Annotated in this window: 14 protein-coding genes; 3 read left to right on the top strand and 11 right to left on the bottom strand. The window is 43.2% G+C overall.

Annotated features, from left to right (window positions below; all coding sequences use genetic code 11):
* Window positions 1–16: 16 nt before the first annotated feature.
* The 8 genes from hcp to ffh form a co-directional block, all read right to left on the bottom strand.
* Entirely contained in the window at window positions 17–1,675 is a 1,659-nt protein-coding gene (gene hcp, locus BM736_RS01295) for a hydroxylamine reductase (RefSeq protein ID WP_076407754.1), read from the bottom strand.
* 228 nt (window positions 1,676–1,903) lie between these two features.
* Entirely contained in the window at window positions 1,904–3,043 is a 1,140-nt protein-coding gene (gene tyrA / locus BM736_RS01290) for a bifunctional chorismate mutase/prephenate dehydrogenase (RefSeq protein ID WP_076407752.1), read from the bottom strand.
* A 113-nt stretch (window positions 3,044–3,156) separates the two neighbouring features.
* Complete coding sequence (locus BM736_RS01285) at window positions 3,157–4,248, bottom strand: 3-deoxy-7-phosphoheptulonate synthase (RefSeq protein ID WP_076407750.1); 1,092 nt, start codon at window positions 4,246–4,248, stop codon at window positions 3,157–3,159.
* 365 nt (window positions 4,249–4,613) lie between these two features.
* Window positions 4,614–4,967, bottom strand: a complete 354-nt coding sequence (gene rplS, locus BM736_RS01280) for a 50S ribosomal protein L19 (protein WP_076407746.1) — start codon at window positions 4,965–4,967, stop codon at window positions 4,614–4,616.
* A gap of 35 nt (window positions 4,968–5,002) precedes the next feature.
* The gene (gene trmD / locus BM736_RS01275) at window positions 5,003–5,749 is read right to left on the bottom strand and encodes a tRNA (guanosine(37)-N1)-methyltransferase TrmD (protein ID WP_076407742.1); all 747 of its coding nucleotides are present in this window, start codon (window positions 5,747–5,749) and stop codon (window positions 5,003–5,005) included.
* Between the two features lie 15 nt (window positions 5,750–5,764).
* Entirely contained in the window at window positions 5,765–6,295 is a 531-nt protein-coding gene (rimM, locus tag BM736_RS01270) for a ribosome maturation factor RimM (RefSeq protein ID WP_076407739.1), read from the bottom strand.
* Window positions 6,296–6,315: 20 nt separating this feature from the next.
* Window positions 6,316–6,567, bottom strand: coding sequence for a 30S ribosomal protein S16 (gene rpsP / locus BM736_RS01265; protein WP_076407737.1), 252 nt, complete (start codon window positions 6,565–6,567; stop codon window positions 6,316–6,318).
* Window positions 6,568–6,836: 269 nt separating this feature from the next.
* Window positions 6,837–8,210, bottom strand: a complete 1,374-nt coding sequence (ffh, locus tag BM736_RS01260) for a signal recognition particle protein (protein ID WP_076407735.1) — start codon at window positions 8,208–8,210, stop codon at window positions 6,837–6,839.
* A 309-nt stretch (window positions 8,211–8,519) separates the two neighbouring features.
* Between ffh and BM736_RS01255 the strand changes: the two genes are divergently transcribed.
* Together BM736_RS01255 and BM736_RS01250 are read left to right on the top strand one after the other, a co-directional pair.
* A complete protein-coding gene (locus tag BM736_RS01255; protein ID WP_076407733.1) occupies window positions 8,520–9,308 on the top strand; it encodes an inner membrane protein YpjD in 789 nt (262 codons plus the stop codon).
* 266 nt (window positions 9,309–9,574) lie between these two features.
* Window positions 9,575–10,861, top strand: coding sequence for an HlyC/CorC family transporter (locus BM736_RS01250; RefSeq protein ID WP_076407731.1), 1,287 nt, complete (start codon window positions 9,575–9,577; stop codon window positions 10,859–10,861).
* A 395-nt stretch (window positions 10,862–11,256) separates the two neighbouring features.
* On the opposite strand, the gene BM736_RS01245 is transcribed toward BM736_RS01250, so the two are convergent.
* The gene (locus tag BM736_RS01245; RefSeq protein ID WP_076407729.1) at window positions 11,257–11,799 is read right to left on the bottom strand and encodes a DUF962 domain-containing protein; all 543 of its coding nucleotides are present in this window, start codon (window positions 11,797–11,799) and stop codon (window positions 11,257–11,259) included.
* Between the two features lie 731 nt (window positions 11,800–12,530).
* On the opposite strand from BM736_RS01245, the gene BM736_RS01240 reads away from it, so the two are divergent.
* On the top strand, window positions 12,531–14,360 hold the full coding sequence (locus tag BM736_RS01240) for an ATP-binding protein (RefSeq protein ID WP_076407727.1): 1,830 nt from the start codon (window positions 12,531–12,533) through the stop codon (window positions 14,358–14,360).
* 312 nt (window positions 14,361–14,672) lie between these two features.
* Here BM736_RS01240 and acpS read toward each other — a convergent pair whose 3' ends face one another.
* Window positions 14,673–15,071, bottom strand: coding sequence for a holo-ACP synthase (gene acpS, locus BM736_RS01235; RefSeq protein WP_076407725.1), 399 nt, complete (start codon window positions 15,069–15,071; stop codon window positions 14,673–14,675).
* Between the two features lie 171 nt (window positions 15,072–15,242).
* Window positions 15,243–15,980 carry a pyridoxine 5'-phosphate synthase gene (pdxJ, locus tag BM736_RS01230; RefSeq protein WP_076407723.1) on the bottom strand — a complete coding sequence of 246 codons (738 nt, stop codon included), beginning with the start codon at window positions 15,978–15,980 and terminating at the stop codon, window positions 15,243–15,245.
* Window positions 15,981–16,111: the final 131 nt, after the last annotated feature.

Raw genomic sequence — 16,111 nt, 5'->3', positions numbered from 1 at the left:
TCATTCTAATTGCAGATTATGCGACGTTTAGAATAGTCTTCAGATCTTCTTCAACTGTGGTTGTGTTTCGAAGACCAAACTTATCCTCTAAAATGTTAAGCAAGTTCTCTGTTAAGAAAGCCGGTGGTGTTGGACCAGTACGGATATTTTTAACACCAAGAGAAAGCAGTGTAAGCAAGACAACAATCGCTTTTTGCTCAAACCATGATAACACTAGGCTCAAAGGTAGCTCATTGATCTCACACTCAAATGCTTCAGATAATGCAATTGCTAGTTGGATAGCCGAGTAGGAGTCATTACACTGACCAATATCGAGTAAACGCGGGATACCATTGATATCACCGAACTCTAGTTTGTTGAACTTATACTTGCCACAACCCAATGTCAGAATTACTGAATCATCAGGTGCTTGCGTTGTAATATCAGTGAAATAGCTACGCTCAGCCTTATCACCATCGCAGCCACCGACAAGGAAGAAATGCTTAATAGCACCACTTTTCACATTTTCTATCACTGCCGGAGCTGCTGCCATAAGCGCATTGCGAGCAAAGCCTATCGTGATTAGATGGGGGATCTCATCATAGGCAAAGCCATCTAGCGCCAACGCTTTTTCGATAACAGGGGTAAAATCATCACCCACAAGGTGAGTCACACCAGGCCAACCTACAATACTGCGGGTAAAGATACGATCTGAGTAATTACCAACATTTGGGTCAATAATACAGTTGGATGTCATAACAACCGCACCAGGGAAGTTGGCAAACTCCTTCTGCTGGTTTTGCCAAGCACTACCATAGTTACCGACTAAGTGCGGGTATTTTTTAAATTCAGGGTAAGCAAGTGCAGGCAGCATTTCACCATGGGTAAATACATTGATCCCCTTGCCTTCAGTCTGCTTAAGAATAAGCTCAAGGTCTACCATATCGTGACCTGAAACTAAGATAGCTTTTCCTTTAACAGCAACAGTATTAACTTGTGTTGGCTCAGGATGACCGAAAGTCGCAGTTTCGCCCTCATCTAGCATCGCCATCACCTTGTAGTTAAGCTGCCCAATCTCCATGGAGGTGGCAAACAACTTATCTACGTCAACAGAGTCTTCACCAAGGAATGCCATGATCTCATGGAATGCACCCGCTATTTCAGCATCCGTTTGGTCTAATACTCGCGCATGCTCCATATAAGCAGCAGCACCCTTTAGCCCATATAAACAGAGTAAACGAAGGCCTAGAATATCCTCATGTACATCACCGCGATTTGGTGCAGCTTGGGCCGCTTGAGTAATCATCTCAGGCTTTGAAGTTGCAAGAATAAGTTGTGCTGGTGCACTCATCTGCGCTGGAGTGATGCCTTTAGCAGCACAAGCCGCTTCATAAGCACCTTTTAAACGAGTTCGGTATGCACTGGCTTGCTCGGCATACTCAACAAGACGAGCATCGTCGAAATTGACATTGGTAAGCGTCGCAAAGAAAGCTTTAGGGACAAATGTATCAATTTCTGAATCAATAATATCAAACTCACGTGCTTTTACTGCGTAAGCTGATACTCCTTGAAGTATGTAGATAAGTAGATCTTGAAGGTCTGAGGTTTCGGCAAGCTTACCGCACATGCCTTGAGAATAACTACAGCCATTACCAGCCGGCGTTCTAATTGTCTGTTCACACTGAATACAAAACATTATTACTGCTCCTGTTATCATGCTTTTATTTTACATGTTTTAACAGATTGTAATGCTTTAACTATTAGTACCGAAGTGATTTTTTAACCAATGGCTAAAAATTAGAGACAGATCACCTTCAATGGATTCTAATACAGCTAGGAAGAAATTATTTCTTGCTAAACTGAAAATGAAAAAGGGGCCAGAGCCCCTTGTTTAAATATTGCTATAAGACGTGTCCTTAAGCTGTTAGTCAGTCTTCATATCATTAACTGACTGTAACATAGCCCGGCTCTCACGCTGGAACTGAGGGGCAAAATCTCCAAACCACTGCGCAACTTCTTTAAACTGATTTACAAACGCATCACGGTCACCCGCCTGGAGCAGGGCTAGCGCCTGAGAGTAGTTATCAAGGTAATCGCCGATTGCATGCATGCTCTCTTTCTGAGCAAAAATAATATCGGCATAAAGATCGGGACTTTGCGCAAACAAGCGTCCAACCATAGCAAGCTCTAATCGATAGATAGGTGAGCTGAACTGCAGCAGAGACTCAATATCAGCCTCCTCTTTATAAAGGTTCAAACCATAAACAAATGAAGAGAAGTGACGCATTGCTTGTACAAGCTGCATCGCTTTATCGTGTCTCTGTGCCTCAGCTTCTACTATTCTCGCTCCCCAGATCTGGATCTGCTCAAGCAGCCATTGGTACTTATCACTCTCTCGACCGTGACAGACAACCACTACTTGCTTAGCTAAACTGCCTACATCTGGACCAAACATTGGGTGAAGGCCCACCACTGGTCCCTTATGTGCTTCTAGCATCGCCTTTACTGGCTCACTCTTAATCGACGTGAGATCGGCCAAAATACAATCTGAAGATAGACTCGATAATTTGCCCTTTATCAATTCACAGGTAATTGATATCGGTACCGTCACTATAACCAAGCCTGCACCATCAAAAATCTCTTCTGCACGAGCCCAGTCATCCTTGTCTAACACCTTCACTTGATAACCAGACAGCGTTAGCATCTGAGAAAACAGCCCACCTAGCTTACCCTCACCACCAACGATAACGACATGACCCAGCTCGGTATTGACCTGCTTAAAGCCGACATCTTTCTCATTAAGGTACGACTCTCGCATTAAGCGACGTAATATATCTTCAATCAACTGAGGTGATACATTCATGCTTTCTGCTTCTGAGCGGCGCTTAGCAAGCATTGAAGCCTCTCGCTGTGGTGCATAGATCGGTAAACCAGCCCCATGCTTCACCGCACCAACTTGGGCGACCAGATCTAACCGCTTTCTCAAAAGGTGGATCAATTGCTGATCGACGCTATCGATCAAGCCTCTTAAGTTTTCTAGATCCGCCGTAGTCTTCTCATTCATTAATCATCTATCCATCAAGAAAGCAAAATTGGGTTACTTCATTACCTGTGAGCTTAGCCACACCGCCTCTCTATCTCTGCGGCTCTCTAGCTCATCACGAGTTTTAGCAATTATTAGCCGTTTACCACTTTAAGTGTATCAAAACGAGTAGCAAGTACAGGTGACAAGTTTGCAGCACCATCACGCAATAGCTGCTCAGTATCTTGCCAGTTAATACACGCATCAGTGACTGAAACACCATACTCAAGCTCAGCCATTGGCTTGTTACTGCTCTGATTTCCCTCTTTGAGGTGACTCTCAAGCATAACACCGATTATTGATTGATTACCTTCAATAATTTGATTAAATACATCTTCACACACTGCGGGTTGTTTGCGATGATCTTTCGACGAATTTCCGTGACTACAATCAACCACTAATCGCGCATTGAGCTTTGCGCCATGCAATTGATTTTCACACTCTGCGACGCTGACCGCATCGTAATTGGGTGTCTTACCACCACGCAAAATAACATGCCCATCTGGATTACCCGCTGTTTGTAATAGTGCCACCTGCCCCTGCTGATTGATCCCCATAAAGCGGTGGCTGCTAGCAGCTGACTCTAACGCATTGATTGCTACACCCAGTTTTCCATCTGTACCATTTTTAAAGCCTACTGGCATAGACAGTCCTGACGCCATCTCTCTGTGCGTCTGTGACTCAGTAGTACGCGCACCAATTGCAGACCATGTTACTAACTCTGATAGGTATTGAGGGCTAATAGGGTCTAATGCTTCAGTTGCCACAGGCAAACCAAGTTCAGCTAAGAAAATCATCAATTCACGCGCTTGGCGCAAGCCTTTTTCAACGTCGAATGACTCATCCATATCTGGATCGTTAATCATCCCCTTCCAGCCAACTGTTGTTCTTGGCTTTTCAAAGTAAACCCGCATCAAGATGTAAAATTCATCGCTTAGCTCATCATGTAATGTCTTTAGCTTCAGTGCGTACTCTTTAGCGGACTTGATGTCATGAATCGAGCATGGTCCAGTGACGATTAACACGCGGTTATCGCGTTTGTGAACAATATCAGCAACGGTTTTACGTGCATTTAAAACATAATGATAGGCATCTTTAGACAGTGGCAGTTCACGCTTTAACTCCTGTGGAGTCACTAATACTTTTTCAGAACTAATATGAACGTTGTTAATTGTATCTTGCTGCATACTTACCACCTAAAACCTATCCGTTATATATCAATGAAGTCATTAAGAACTTGTTCAATTCGTAACGCCGTACTGCTACACCATTACGCTCATGAGCTAACTATGCCTGCCATACAAAATAAGATCAAGTAAGATCGACGAACTAAAGCAAAATCCACTAGATAAGGTGTGAGTTACTAGGTTCTAGGCGCCAGGAAGCCAGCGATATTACAACTCAATTATGTTTTTTGACTTTTCTAGGAACCCGAACTTTCTTAGCTCTGTCTTGAACTCGAAACTTTTCTTCCCCCCTAGATCACAAAAACCCGCCATTAGGCGGGTTATTGTGCGAACACTGCATCTTTTTCTTACTGCGTACTACTAAATTACTTAGTAGAAAGCTTCTCACGGATACGTGCAGACTTACCTGAACGCTCACGTAGATAGTAAAGCTTAGCACGACGAACACGGCCGCGACGCTTAACTTCGATGCTAGAGATGATTGGGCTGTGAGTTTGGAACGCACGCTCAACACCTTCACCATTAGAGATCTTACGTACTGTGAATGCAGAGTGAACGCCGCGGTTACGCTTAGCGATTACAACGCCTTCAAACGCCTGTAGACGCTCTTTACCGCCTTCTACAACACGTACTTTAACTACTACTGTATCACCTGCACCAAACTCTGGTACATCTTGCTTCATCTGCTCTTCGTTGAGCATTTTGATGATGTTATTCATGAATAAACTCCATTACTAGATATAACTGTCCGTAACTATCCGCTTTGGTTTGTTTGTTCAACAAACTCATTTAATAGCTTCGTTTGTTCGTCAGTCAGAGCTAGATTTTCTAATAAATCTGGCCGTCTTAACAAAGTTCTACCGAGACTTTGCTGTAGACGCCAGCGTCTAATATGTTCGTGGTTGCCACTTAACAACACTGCCGGTACATCTAAACCATCCAAGGTCTCAGGACGAGTATAGTGGGGGCAATCCAGTAAACCGTCAGAGAAGGAATCCTGCTCTGCCGAGGCTTTTTTTCCTAGTACACCAGGAACCAGCCGTGATACTGAATCAATCAAAGTCATCGCAGGAAGTTCACCGCCCGAAAGCACGTAATCTCCAATTGACCACTCTTCATCCACTTCAGTTTGAATAATGCGCTCATCGATACCTTCGTACCGTCCACACACTAAAACCAAACTGTCTGATTTAGCTAACTCTTCGACGCCTTGCTGTGTCAGCTTGCGCCCTTGAGGAGAAAGATAAATCACCTTCGCACTGTCGCCACTTGCAGCTTTCGCTGCTTGAATAGCTTCGCGTAAAGGTTGCACCATCATCAACATGCCAGGGCCACCGCCATAAGGTCGGTCATCCACTGTCTTATGTTTATCATGGGTGAAATCACGAGGATTCCACGTTTGCAACTCAAGCAGGCCATTTTTAACGGCCCGACCCGTTACTCCAAAGTCTGTTACGGCGCGAAACATCTCAGGAAACAGGGTTACTACCCCTAACCGCATATGTTCTACCTCGACTTAAAAGTCCGGATCCCAATCCACTGTGATCTGTTTTTCCGTTAGGTTCACCTCAATGATGAACTGCTCGGTGACAAAGGGGATCATACGTTCCGCTTTGCCGAAGCCATCTTTTGCATTAGCTTTCACAAACAAGACGTCATTTGATCCTGTTTCCACGATCTCCTGCACCTTACCCATGTTATAGCCTTTGGTATTTATCACTTCACAACCGATAAGATCTCGCCAGTAGAACTCGTCTTCTGGCAATGTTTCCATCTGCTCTGGAGTAACCGCAATCTCACAATTTGTAAGCATTTGCGCGTGTTCCCGTGTTTCTACACCTTCAAGACAAGCGACAACCGCTTTACCCTGAAAACGCCACTGGAGCACCTTAACCTCGCGCCATTCACCTTGCTCTTTAATCAACCAAGGAGAATAGTCAAAAATACCTTCAACAGAATCGGTATAGGTAGTGATCTTCAACCAACCCTTAATGCCATGACTGGAACCTAATTTGCCCAGTACGACAGGTTCTTGTTTACTACTCATCAATCTATACCTTAACGCTATTAAGCAGCAGCTTTACGAGCGTCTTTGATCAGCTTTGCTACACGATCAGATGTAGCAGCACCAGTAGCAACCCAGTGCTCAACGCGATCTAGGTCTAAACGTAGAGTTTCTTCCTGGCCACGAGCCATTGGGTTGAAGAAACCAACACGTTCGATGAAACGACCGTCACGAGCATTACGGCTATCAGCAACTACGATGTTGTAAAATGGACGCTTTTTTGCGCCGCCACGAGCTAAACGAATGGTAACCATGCGTCTTTTATCCTCTAATGATTTGCTTCTTATTGAAGCAAAAATAAAAACTGGAACCCCGTGTTCGCGAAGAGTCCCAGATAGAAAGCCGGACGATTTTACCTTACTCGCCGACGAATGCAACAAATTATACCAATTCTGAGTAAACTCTACTCAATTGAGTCTGAGCGACAGCTTACTAGATTGGGTAAATAAAAAGCCCACAGACAACAATATTAGCATCTGTGGGCTATTAAATTGATTAAACTGGCAGAGATTATCTCATCAGCTTAGCGGCCTGGCATCTTCATACCTGGCGGTAACATACCGCTCATGCCTCTCATCATCTTCTTCATGCCGCCTTTACCCGACATCTTCTTCATCATCTTCTGCATCTGGGTAAACTGCTTTAAAAGACGATTTACATCTTGGATCTGTGTACCAGAACCTGCAGCAATACGGCGCTTACGCGAGCCTTTAATGATATCAGGGCGCTTACGCTCACCGGGTGTCATCGAATTAATAATAGCTTCCATCTGATTAGTCATCTTGCCATTTTGTACTTGGGCAAGTGCTTCAGGGGGAAGTTGGCCAACACCAGGGAGCTTTTCAATCATCCCCATCATGCCGCCCATGTTTTTCATCTGGCTAAGCTGCTCACGGAAATCTTCTAAGTCAAAGCTACCGCCCTTCTTCACTTTCGAAGCTAGCTTCATCGCCTTGTCTTTATCGACGCCGCGCTCAACCTCTTCAATCAGTGAAAGTACATCTCCCATACCTAATATACGAGATGCGACACGATCAGGGTGGAATGCTTCTAATGCATCGGTCTTTTCGCCGACACCTAAGAATTTAATTGGCTTACCTGTGATATGTCTAATAGAAAGTGCAGCACCACCTCGAGCGTCACCATCAACCTTAGTCAATACCACACCAGTCAAAGGCAGCGCTTCATTGAATGCTTTAGCAGTATTAGCTGCATCTTGACCAGTCATTGCGTCAACAACGAATAGGGTTTCTACCGGATTGACTGCAGCGTGTAGCGCTTTAATCTCGTCCATCATACTTTCATCAACATGCAGGCGACCTGCAGTATCGACAATAACAACATCAATGAACTTAAGCTTAGCGTGAGCCATCGCCGCGTTAACGATATCTATTGGCTTTTGACTAACATCAGATGGGAAGAACTCAACCTCAACTTCTGTCGCTAAGGTTTCAAGCTGTTTAATCGCCGCTGGGCGATAAACATCGGCACTAACTACTAAGACGGATTTCTTTTCCCGTTCACGCAGAAACTTTGAGAGCTTAGCAACACTGGTAGTTTTACCCGCACCTTGCAAACCCGCCATCATGATCACAGCAGGCGGCTGAGCTGAAAGGTCTAGGCCTTCATTAGCTTCGCCCATGGCATTTTCAAGTTCACTTTGAACTATCTTGATAAATGCTTGACCTGGACTTAGGCTTTTAGAAACCTCCTGCCCTACGGCACGCTCCTTAACGCTGTTGACGAAAGATCGTACAACAGGCAAAGCAACATCCGCCTCAAGTAGTGCCATACGCACTTCTCGTAGGGTTTCCTTAACATTCTCTTCTGTTAAGCGACCACGACCACTGATATTTTTCAGCGATCGTGACAATCTGTCCGTTAGGTTCTCAAACATTATCGCGTTCTTACCATATAGAATTTCATTTATTGGGCAGTATTATAGCGAGGCTTAGATAATATGCTACTGCATGGAACAAGATATATAGGCACTACAGGCGCATTATTTTTTAAATAAAGTGTAAAACTTAGGTCTAACGCTCAGAAACCACTAATTTTTGTACGTCTGTCTACTGCACAATACACTACTGCTCGTGTTACTCTAGGAGTCCGTTTTTCAGATAGGCTTTGCTCGCTTCTCATTATGTTATCGATGAACTGATGAGTTAAGTATTCCCGTAGCAAATAAACGATAGGTTAATACTCAATGGTTATATTCTCCGCTTCAGCCATGTTCTTTTACAGCATAGCGCTAGCCCTAGTAGCCGGACGCCTTTTCCATGCCGAAGGCCCTAATCGTCGTCTTGTGGCGGGATTTGCAGCTATCGGTGTAGTGCTACATGCCGCAGCACTGTCTCAAGCAATCATGACAGGTGACGGGCAAAACTTCAGTCTAACCAATGTGATATCTATGGTTAACTGGATAATCGCCTTCACCTTTACTGTGATGCTATTTAGACTCAAGATGATTGTCGTCGTGCCTGTGGTCTATGCCTGCTCGGTTATCTCCGTCGCCCTTCTCTGGTTAGTACCGCCTGAGTACATCACCCATTTTGAAATTCATCCAGACATCTTAGTTCATGTCGTGCTCTCACTTATGGCCTACAGTGCCTTGATGATTGCTGCGCTCTATGCGATTCAACTTGCCATTATTCAAAATCGTTTAAAGAGTAAAAAGTTGATGATGAGCCCAGCAATGCCTCCATTGATGACTGTTGAAAAGCAGCTATATCATCTAGTGATTGTCGGCGTGATCTTGTTGAGCTTGTCGCTCGCAACAGGCTTCATCTTCCTCGATGATATGTTTGAAGAGGGTAAAGGCCATAAAGCAGTACTTTCAATACTGGCGTGGTTCACCTATATCACTATGCTAGCTCAGCAGTATTTAGTGGGATGTAAAATACGGACAGCAGTACTCTACACCTTAACTGGTGCAACTATGCTATCGCTGGCCTACTTTGGCGCAAGAATTGTCAAAGAGTTGATATTAACTTAATCAGCTTTAGTTTAAGTATTTAGCTTAAGTCACGGTACTTTAGGCTCGAACCTTAGTCATAAATTACAAACAGCCAATGCAGGTTTTCCTACATTGGCTGTTTGTTATCTAAGGTCTAAACTTGACACCCTTATCAATTCACTGTAATTACTAACCTTTAACCCAAATAGTTATTAAAACGTGCTTAATAAACAGGTATTCAGCCAGTTTATTATTTAATTAAAGCATTGAACAAATCACGTTTATAACCCTAATGGAGCCCCTTTTTGGACGCCATATCAACCAGCGTACTTCTACTTGTTCTTATTGTATTACTGATCATTTCAGCCTACTTCTCAGGCTCTGAAACCGCGATGATGTCTCTCAACAGATACCGCTTAAAGCACCTCGCGTCTAAAGGACACAAGGGAGCAAAGCGCTCAATTAAGATGTTGGAGCGTCCCGACAGGTTAATTGGCCTCATTCTTATCGGTAATAACTTAGTTAATATTCTGGCATCAACAATTGCAGCCGTTATCGGCATTAGGCTCTATGGTGACTTTGGTTTAGCCATCGCCCCTATAATATTAACTCTCGTAGTATTGGTATTCGCTGAAGTCACACCTAAAACTATCGCAGCTCTACACCCAGAGCGAGTCGCATTTCCTTCCAGCTTTGTGCTTAAGTGGTTACTACTAGTGCTTAACCCACTTGTAAAAGCCGTCAACTTTATTACATCAGGCTTCCTGCGCCTGCTGGGGATACGCTCTATTAAACCCTCTGACGCGTTGAGCCAAGAGGAGCTTCGCACCGTTGTGCATGAGGCTGGCGCATTGATCCCTACACGTCACCAGGAGATGCTGTTATCGATAATGGATCTGGAAAAGGTCACAGTCGAAGATATTATGATCCCCCGCTCCGACCTATTTGCTATCAATATCAATGATGAATTTAAAAGTATCACCAAACAGGTCATTCAGAGTCCACACACTCGTGTACTGCTTTACAGAGACAATATAGATGATGCTGTCGGATTCGTGCATCTGCGTGATGCCCTTCGATTGCAGTCAAAAAACCAATTCAGTAAGTCATCACTGCTTCGTGCTGTCAAAGAGCTTTACTTTATTCCTGAGGGTACACCGCTTAATGTTCAGCTCAGTAATTTCCAGCAAAATAAAGAACGCATAGGTCTTGTTGTCGATGAGTATGGTGATATACAAGGTTTAGTCACCTTAGAGGATATCCTCGAAGAGATAGTTGGTGACTTTACTACCTCACCAGAGCCAGCCCCGAGTGAAGAGATCAATCAACAACAGGACGGTAGCTTTTTGATTGAAGCCACGATAAATATTCGTGAGCTCAATAAAGAGATGTCATGGGATTTCCCTATCGACGGCCCTAAAACACTTAACGGTCTCGTTGTCGAATATTTAGAGGAGATCCCCACTCCCAATACCAGTATGCGTATCGCAGGCTACCCTATCGAAGTGGTTGATGTAGCAGAAAATAAGATTAAAACCTTACGCATTATGCCGCAACACTACAAGAAGCCAAAAAAGAAGAGCCACGATTAGCAGCTTATACCAATCAGCATAAGAAAGTGATCTACTCAGAGTGTTTTTTGACAACTAATTCAAGGCGAATAGCTGATGGAATGGTTATTCCCTTGTGAAGCTATTCAACGAAGAAGTAGGCAGTAAAAAACACTCCTGAAAGGCGAGTTTTAGCACGTCATATGCTTTGTTAACGAGCTAAAACGTAGAATGACTATGCGCTTCACTCGTTGCAAAGAACATGGATGTTCTGAATGTCATTAATGCAGGAGCAATTTATGACCTTGCCTCTGAAGTGCTAACCTCTCGCTGAGCGATCACATCTTTATGCTGATTGGTATTAGAAATGACGACTAATAAAAAAGGCGCTATCAGCGCCTTTCTTTTTAGAGGAGTTACATCCTAAACCTAAATTATCAAACTGCAGCCTTTCTTGCCGCTTCTAACTCACGACGCTTAGTAATCGCTAACGGCGTGATCTCTTTCTCTAATGCTTTCTCCCAGCCAAACATAAAGTAAAGCTCTGCCATCAGAAAAAATGGCCCGATAAGTAACTGATTAAGGTCGTCAATAAATGCAGGCTTCGCCTTCTCATACTTATGACCAAGAAGCTGAAGAATCCAAGCAATAATAAACACAGCAATGGCTATCCAAAGTCCAAACTCATGCTGCGCAACCATATCTGACGTATAAAGCACAGGTACAATAAACAGCACCATGCCAACAGCCAAACGAAAATGTAGTTTCATATAGTAGAGAAGCACGCCGATAGTGAACACATCAGCGACATTGACGAAAATCCCCTGCTCCGGCAACGCAACAAAGTTAATAGGGATTAAGTTTAGCAACACAAAGAGTGACCAGATGATCAGAGGTATGCCTACAAAGTGCGTCTTAATATTTTTCGGATTCAGGTGGACACTTTTATAACGAGATAACTGCTCTACGGCGGATTTCATCTGCTCTTCTCCAGGGTACGCTTGTTTAATTGTAGTGATAAAACGTTTCACTGCTTGTCTAGCTTAGCCAGGTTTAACTGACAGACAGAGACAAAACAAACGTTTGTTTGATTTAACACAGTATTAACCTAAAGGATTTTTCTCTTTTTTAATAGAGTCAATTTGTGACTTGTTGGATAACAAGTTTCAAATATCTTTCTTGAACGGGCTCATTGGGCTCTGTTGGTATTTGGTTGTTACCTGAAATGCATAGCTTCATTGTTATCTATTGCTTGCAGCAGGTGCTGTAAATGGATTTACGAATGTCACGGTCACAGCCGAGTTCACTCTAGAGTGTTTATCTCTTCGATTTGAGTGCAAGCTCAGAAATTCACTTTTGGACAAAAGTGGGATTACTTGTCGATTCACAAGTTTCAATTCTTTCTTAGTAGACTTAATTTAGCATTATTACAATTTGGTTATCTTGCTAACGACCATAGCCTAAATGCAACCTATTGCCTGCAGCAAGCTAATGTGTAAACACTTCTGCGACACGCTGTGAATATGTCCCTATACGCTCTGCGACATCATCCCTGATGCCGAAGGTCACAGCCGCGTTCACACTAGAGTGTTTATCTCCTCGATTTGAGTTTTCAAGGAAATTCAATGTAACTGCTTCCAAGAAAATTTCTAGTTAGCACTATGGTATCATTACCTTTTTTGAAAGCTCCCCGAAGGTTAAAAATTCAGTGATGAGAAAACTAACTAACGATATCGACAAAATCGCTTTTTTTGATGGCCGGATTTATCCTGATCATTGGGAGCTTACAAATTTAAAACAAATAAACTGTTTTATTGGACCGAATAACTCAGGTAAAAGCCGAAAAATCCGTGAAATATTTACCAGTAATATCGATCAATGGATTATTGACACATATTCGCAACCCACGGTTGACATATTGGTTCGAGCTAATGAAAAAATCAACTCTCCCACAGGTCTTCGCACGATAAGACAACAGGCCAATACAGTCGATACGAGTAAACTTACAGGTGCTATTAATAATGCTATAGAGAATAAGCCACCTATAGGATTACATGCTTTAGGAGGATATTTATACTCCAAATCAAAAGGCAGTAGGTCTCAAGACTCCCATATCAACCTGCTTACTAGTTGGATTTTGTCCGAGCCAAATAAACCTATGCAGGATGTACTTGAAATCCCCAACCAATTTAAAAAGACTCGTTGGTTAACCTGTTATATCCCTACTCTCAGAGGTCTGCGTAACTTGCCTCATCAAACTGATAACAATGTTGACCTACTCAAAGAAAGGACAGTTTTAGACTATTTTAAACAAACTAATAAGCTCGGAGTTATATTTACTGGCCACTCTCTATACCAAGACCTAGTTAAGCATCTACTTGGCACTCATGAGCAACGCCAGAAAGTTCAGAAATACGAAAAGTACTTATCAACTCGTTTTTTCTCTGGGCAAGAGATCTCATTAGTCCCCATGGTTGAAAAAGATGTGGTTTACTTTAAAGAGGGGGACAAACCAGAGCGGCCGATTTATGACCTCGGCGATGGAATTCAATCCATTATTATTTTGACATTCCCAGTGTTTATGGCTGAAAAGCCAACTATGTTCTTCATTGAAGAACCTGAACATTTTTTACATGCCGGACTTCAAAGAACTTTAATAGAAACGTTATCTTTGCATGATGATCATATGTTCTTTCTCACAACTCACTCCAATAACATTCTCGATATTGCCCAAGAACGAGACGATATATCTATACAACACGTAAGTCAAAAAGAACAAAAAACGGCCGTACAGGCAACAAAAGAGTATGAGGACTTACTGAATAGTTTAGGAGTTCGAGCTTCTTCAGTTTTATTAGCAAACTGTTCAATATGGGTTGAAGGTGTTACCGATAAGCTTTATTTGCGTGCATATCTAAAAAAGTACATTGAAGAGTTGGAAGAAAGTGGTGACCAGGATAGAGCGGAGAGACTCACTAGCTATCACGAGAATCTACATTACGTATTTACCGAATACCAAGGTAGCAACATAACTCACTGGGCATTTGATAGTGAGGGTTCTGATACCCAAACCCCAGCCAAAAGATTAAACAAGAACATTCTCCTTATTGCCGATGCAGACATTGACGATAAAGGGGATAGAGTTGAAAAGTTACAGCAGGCTCTTGGGGAAGGCTTTTATCTCCTAACCTGGAAAGAGATCGAGAACTACATCCCTTACGATATTTTAATGGAGACTGCAAAACGTCGCTGGGAAACATTTACTCAACGCACAGAGTGTTCCAATCGCTTTACCAATATTGCACGGGACCGATTCGAAAAAGATAACGAAGGAATTGGTAAAATTTTAGAGTTATATGTTAATAAGCCTCCTGTGCTAGAACGAAGGTTCTATAGCGAAAAATCTGGAACAATCAAAGACAAAGTCAAATTCTGCCATACCGCTATTAATGTTATGGCAGAAGAAAACTGGGAGCTCTCCCCTCAATTAAAAAATCTATGTGAAAAGATTTGGAGCCACATTGAGAAGCACAACTCTTAAAACAATCGCGGACATATTGAAAACAAAGTGATCGTAGCTGAATCTAAATTGGTTAAAACTGAACGATTTATCTTTTAAAATTAAATCGAAGAGGAAAGCCTCTTGTGAATAACCGAGTGTAGATACGGCTGCGAGCTTCCAAAACAGGGACGTTTTGGCAGAGCCCACAAGGAAGTGCTTGTGGCGACTCGCAGAAGTAGCTGCACATATCCCGCTGAGCAAGCGATAGATTGCAATGAAGGTGTGACCTTTAACTAACTTCCAAGTACCAACTTAAAGGGATAACAAGTCTTATCCTTAAGACTCAACTCTTTATGACTCAAGGATGACTGTTGCAGTTGCATAGTGCTTCTCATCGGCAATCGAGATATGTCCGCGTACGCCGCCTAGCAGCGCTAGCCTTTCAGCTGCGCCGCCGCTAAAGCTGACTAACGGCGCGCCATTATCATTATTGCTTATCTCAATATGCTGAAACGAGACGCCGCGCCCAATGCCTGTACCTAGCGCTTTTGCAGCTGCCTCTTTAGCAGCGAAACGTTTAGCGAGGTATCGTCCAGGCATTGATGAGGCGATAAAAAGGGCCATCTCAGACTCAGTTAATACCCGCTTGGCTAAACGGCACTTAGCCAAAGCATCTGTATCACCTGCAGCGGGAACCTTTTGCTCAATTCGCGCAATCTCAGCAATATCAGTCCCTAGACCAACAATCATAAATATCCTTGAAGCTAAGAAGTTGTAAGTCTTAAGCTCAAGACAGAGCCAAGAAAGTCTTAAGTTAAAGCTAAGAAAGTTGCGAGCTACGAGTCGCGAACACCAAGCAACACTTGTAGCTCGTAGCTTACAGCTTACCACTCGTAACTTATAACTCATTATCAGTAAAGACTATTCGCCTCTACGGCCTTCGTTCATTAGCTGCTTCATATCTTTAACCGCAGTCGCTAGACCATCGATGGCTGCACGGGCAATAATGGCATGACCTATGTTTAGCTCATAAAGCTCTGGGATAGCAGCGATAGGCTTAACGTTGTGATAGTGAAGTCCGTGACCTGCATTAACCACTAAACCTTTAGAGTGAGCATAAGTGGCCATCTCTTTGATACGGGCAAGTTCTTTAGCTTCTTCAACTTCATTTTCAGCATCGGCATAACAGCCTGTGTGAATTTCAATGAGAGGTGCACCGACTGCCACAGCGGCATCAATTTGAGTTTTATCAGCATCGATAAATAACGATACTTTAACGCCAACATCGCTTAAACGGCGAATAGCAGCCTCAATCTTACCCATCTGCCCTGCGACATCTAAGCCACCTTCAGTTGTTAGCTCTTCACGCTTCTCAGGGACTAGGCAGACATAAGTCGGTTTAACTTCACAGGCAATATCGAGCATTTCATCGGTAACGGCCATCTCAAAATTCATGCGAGTCTTGAGGGTTTTGGCCAACAGATAGATGTCTCTATCTACAATGTGACGTCTATCTTCACGCAGGTGTACGGTAATGCCTTCCGCGCCTGCATGTTCTGCAACTGCTGCTGCATGGACAGGATCTGGGTATGAGGTCCCACGGGCCTGACGAAGAGTTGCAATGTGATCGATATTAACGCCAAGTAAGATACGGCTCATGGAAGATCCTCTAAATATAGGGTGAATTTGCGGCCTCTTTTTATAAGCCATCAAACGGATTTTGGTATTGTACTCAGGTTGTATGAAAAGGTGAAACAGCAAAACAGATACAAAAGCAGATAGTATGAACA

This window comes from Shewanella sp. UCD-KL12 (assembly GCF_001957125.1).
GTDB lineage: Bacteria > Pseudomonadota > Gammaproteobacteria > Enterobacterales > Shewanellaceae > Shewanella.
The sequence above is the reverse complement of the archived record's forward strand: the minus strand, read 5'-3'. Positions and strand labels throughout refer to the sequence as shown.

Bases quoted from the DNA above. Each gene is read 5' to 3' on its own strand.
- hcp (WP_076407754.1), bottom strand. From the start codon at position 1,675: ATGTTTTGTATTCAGTGTGAACAGACAATTAGAACGCCGGCTGGTAAT.
- tyrA (WP_076407752.1), bottom strand. From the start codon at position 3,043: ATGAATGAGAAGACTACGGCGGATCTAGAAAACTTAAGAGGCTTGATC.
- BM736_RS01285 (WP_076407750.1), bottom strand. From the start codon at position 4,248: ATGCAGCAAGATACAATTAACAACGTTCATATTAGTTCTGAAAAAGTA.
- rplS (WP_076407746.1), bottom strand. From the start codon at position 4,967: ATGAATAACATCATCAAAATGCTCAACGAAGAGCAGATGAAGCAAGAT.
- trmD (WP_076407742.1), bottom strand. From the start codon at position 5,749: ATGCGGTTAGGGGTAGTAACCCTGTTTCCTGAGATGTTTCGCGCCGTA.
- rimM (WP_076407739.1), bottom strand. From the start codon at position 6,295: ATGAGTAGTAAACAAGAACCTGTCGTACTGGGCAAATTAGGTTCCAGT.
- rpsP (WP_076407737.1), bottom strand. From the start codon at position 6,567: ATGGTTACCATTCGTTTAGCTCGTGGCGGCGCAAAAAAGCGTCCATTT.
- ffh (WP_076407735.1), bottom strand. From the start codon at position 8,210: ATGTTTGAGAACCTAACGGACAGATTGTCACGATCGCTGAAAAATATC.
- BM736_RS01255 (WP_076407733.1), top strand. From the start codon at position 8,520: ATGGTTATATTCTCCGCTTCAGCCATGTTCTTTTACAGCATAGCGCTA.
- BM736_RS01245 (WP_076407729.1), bottom strand. From the start codon at position 11,799: ATGAAATCCGCCGTAGAGCAGTTATCTCGTTATAAAAGTGTCCACCTG.
- BM736_RS01240 (WP_076407727.1), top strand. From the start codon at position 12,531: ATGAGAAAACTAACTAACGATATCGACAAAATCGCTTTTTTTGATGGC.
- acpS (WP_076407725.1), bottom strand. From the start codon at position 15,071: ATGATTGTTGGTCTAGGGACTGATATTGCTGAGATTGCGCGAATTGAG.
- pdxJ (WP_076407723.1), bottom strand. From the start codon at position 15,980: ATGAGCCGTATCTTACTTGGCGTTAATATCGATCACATTGCAACTCTT.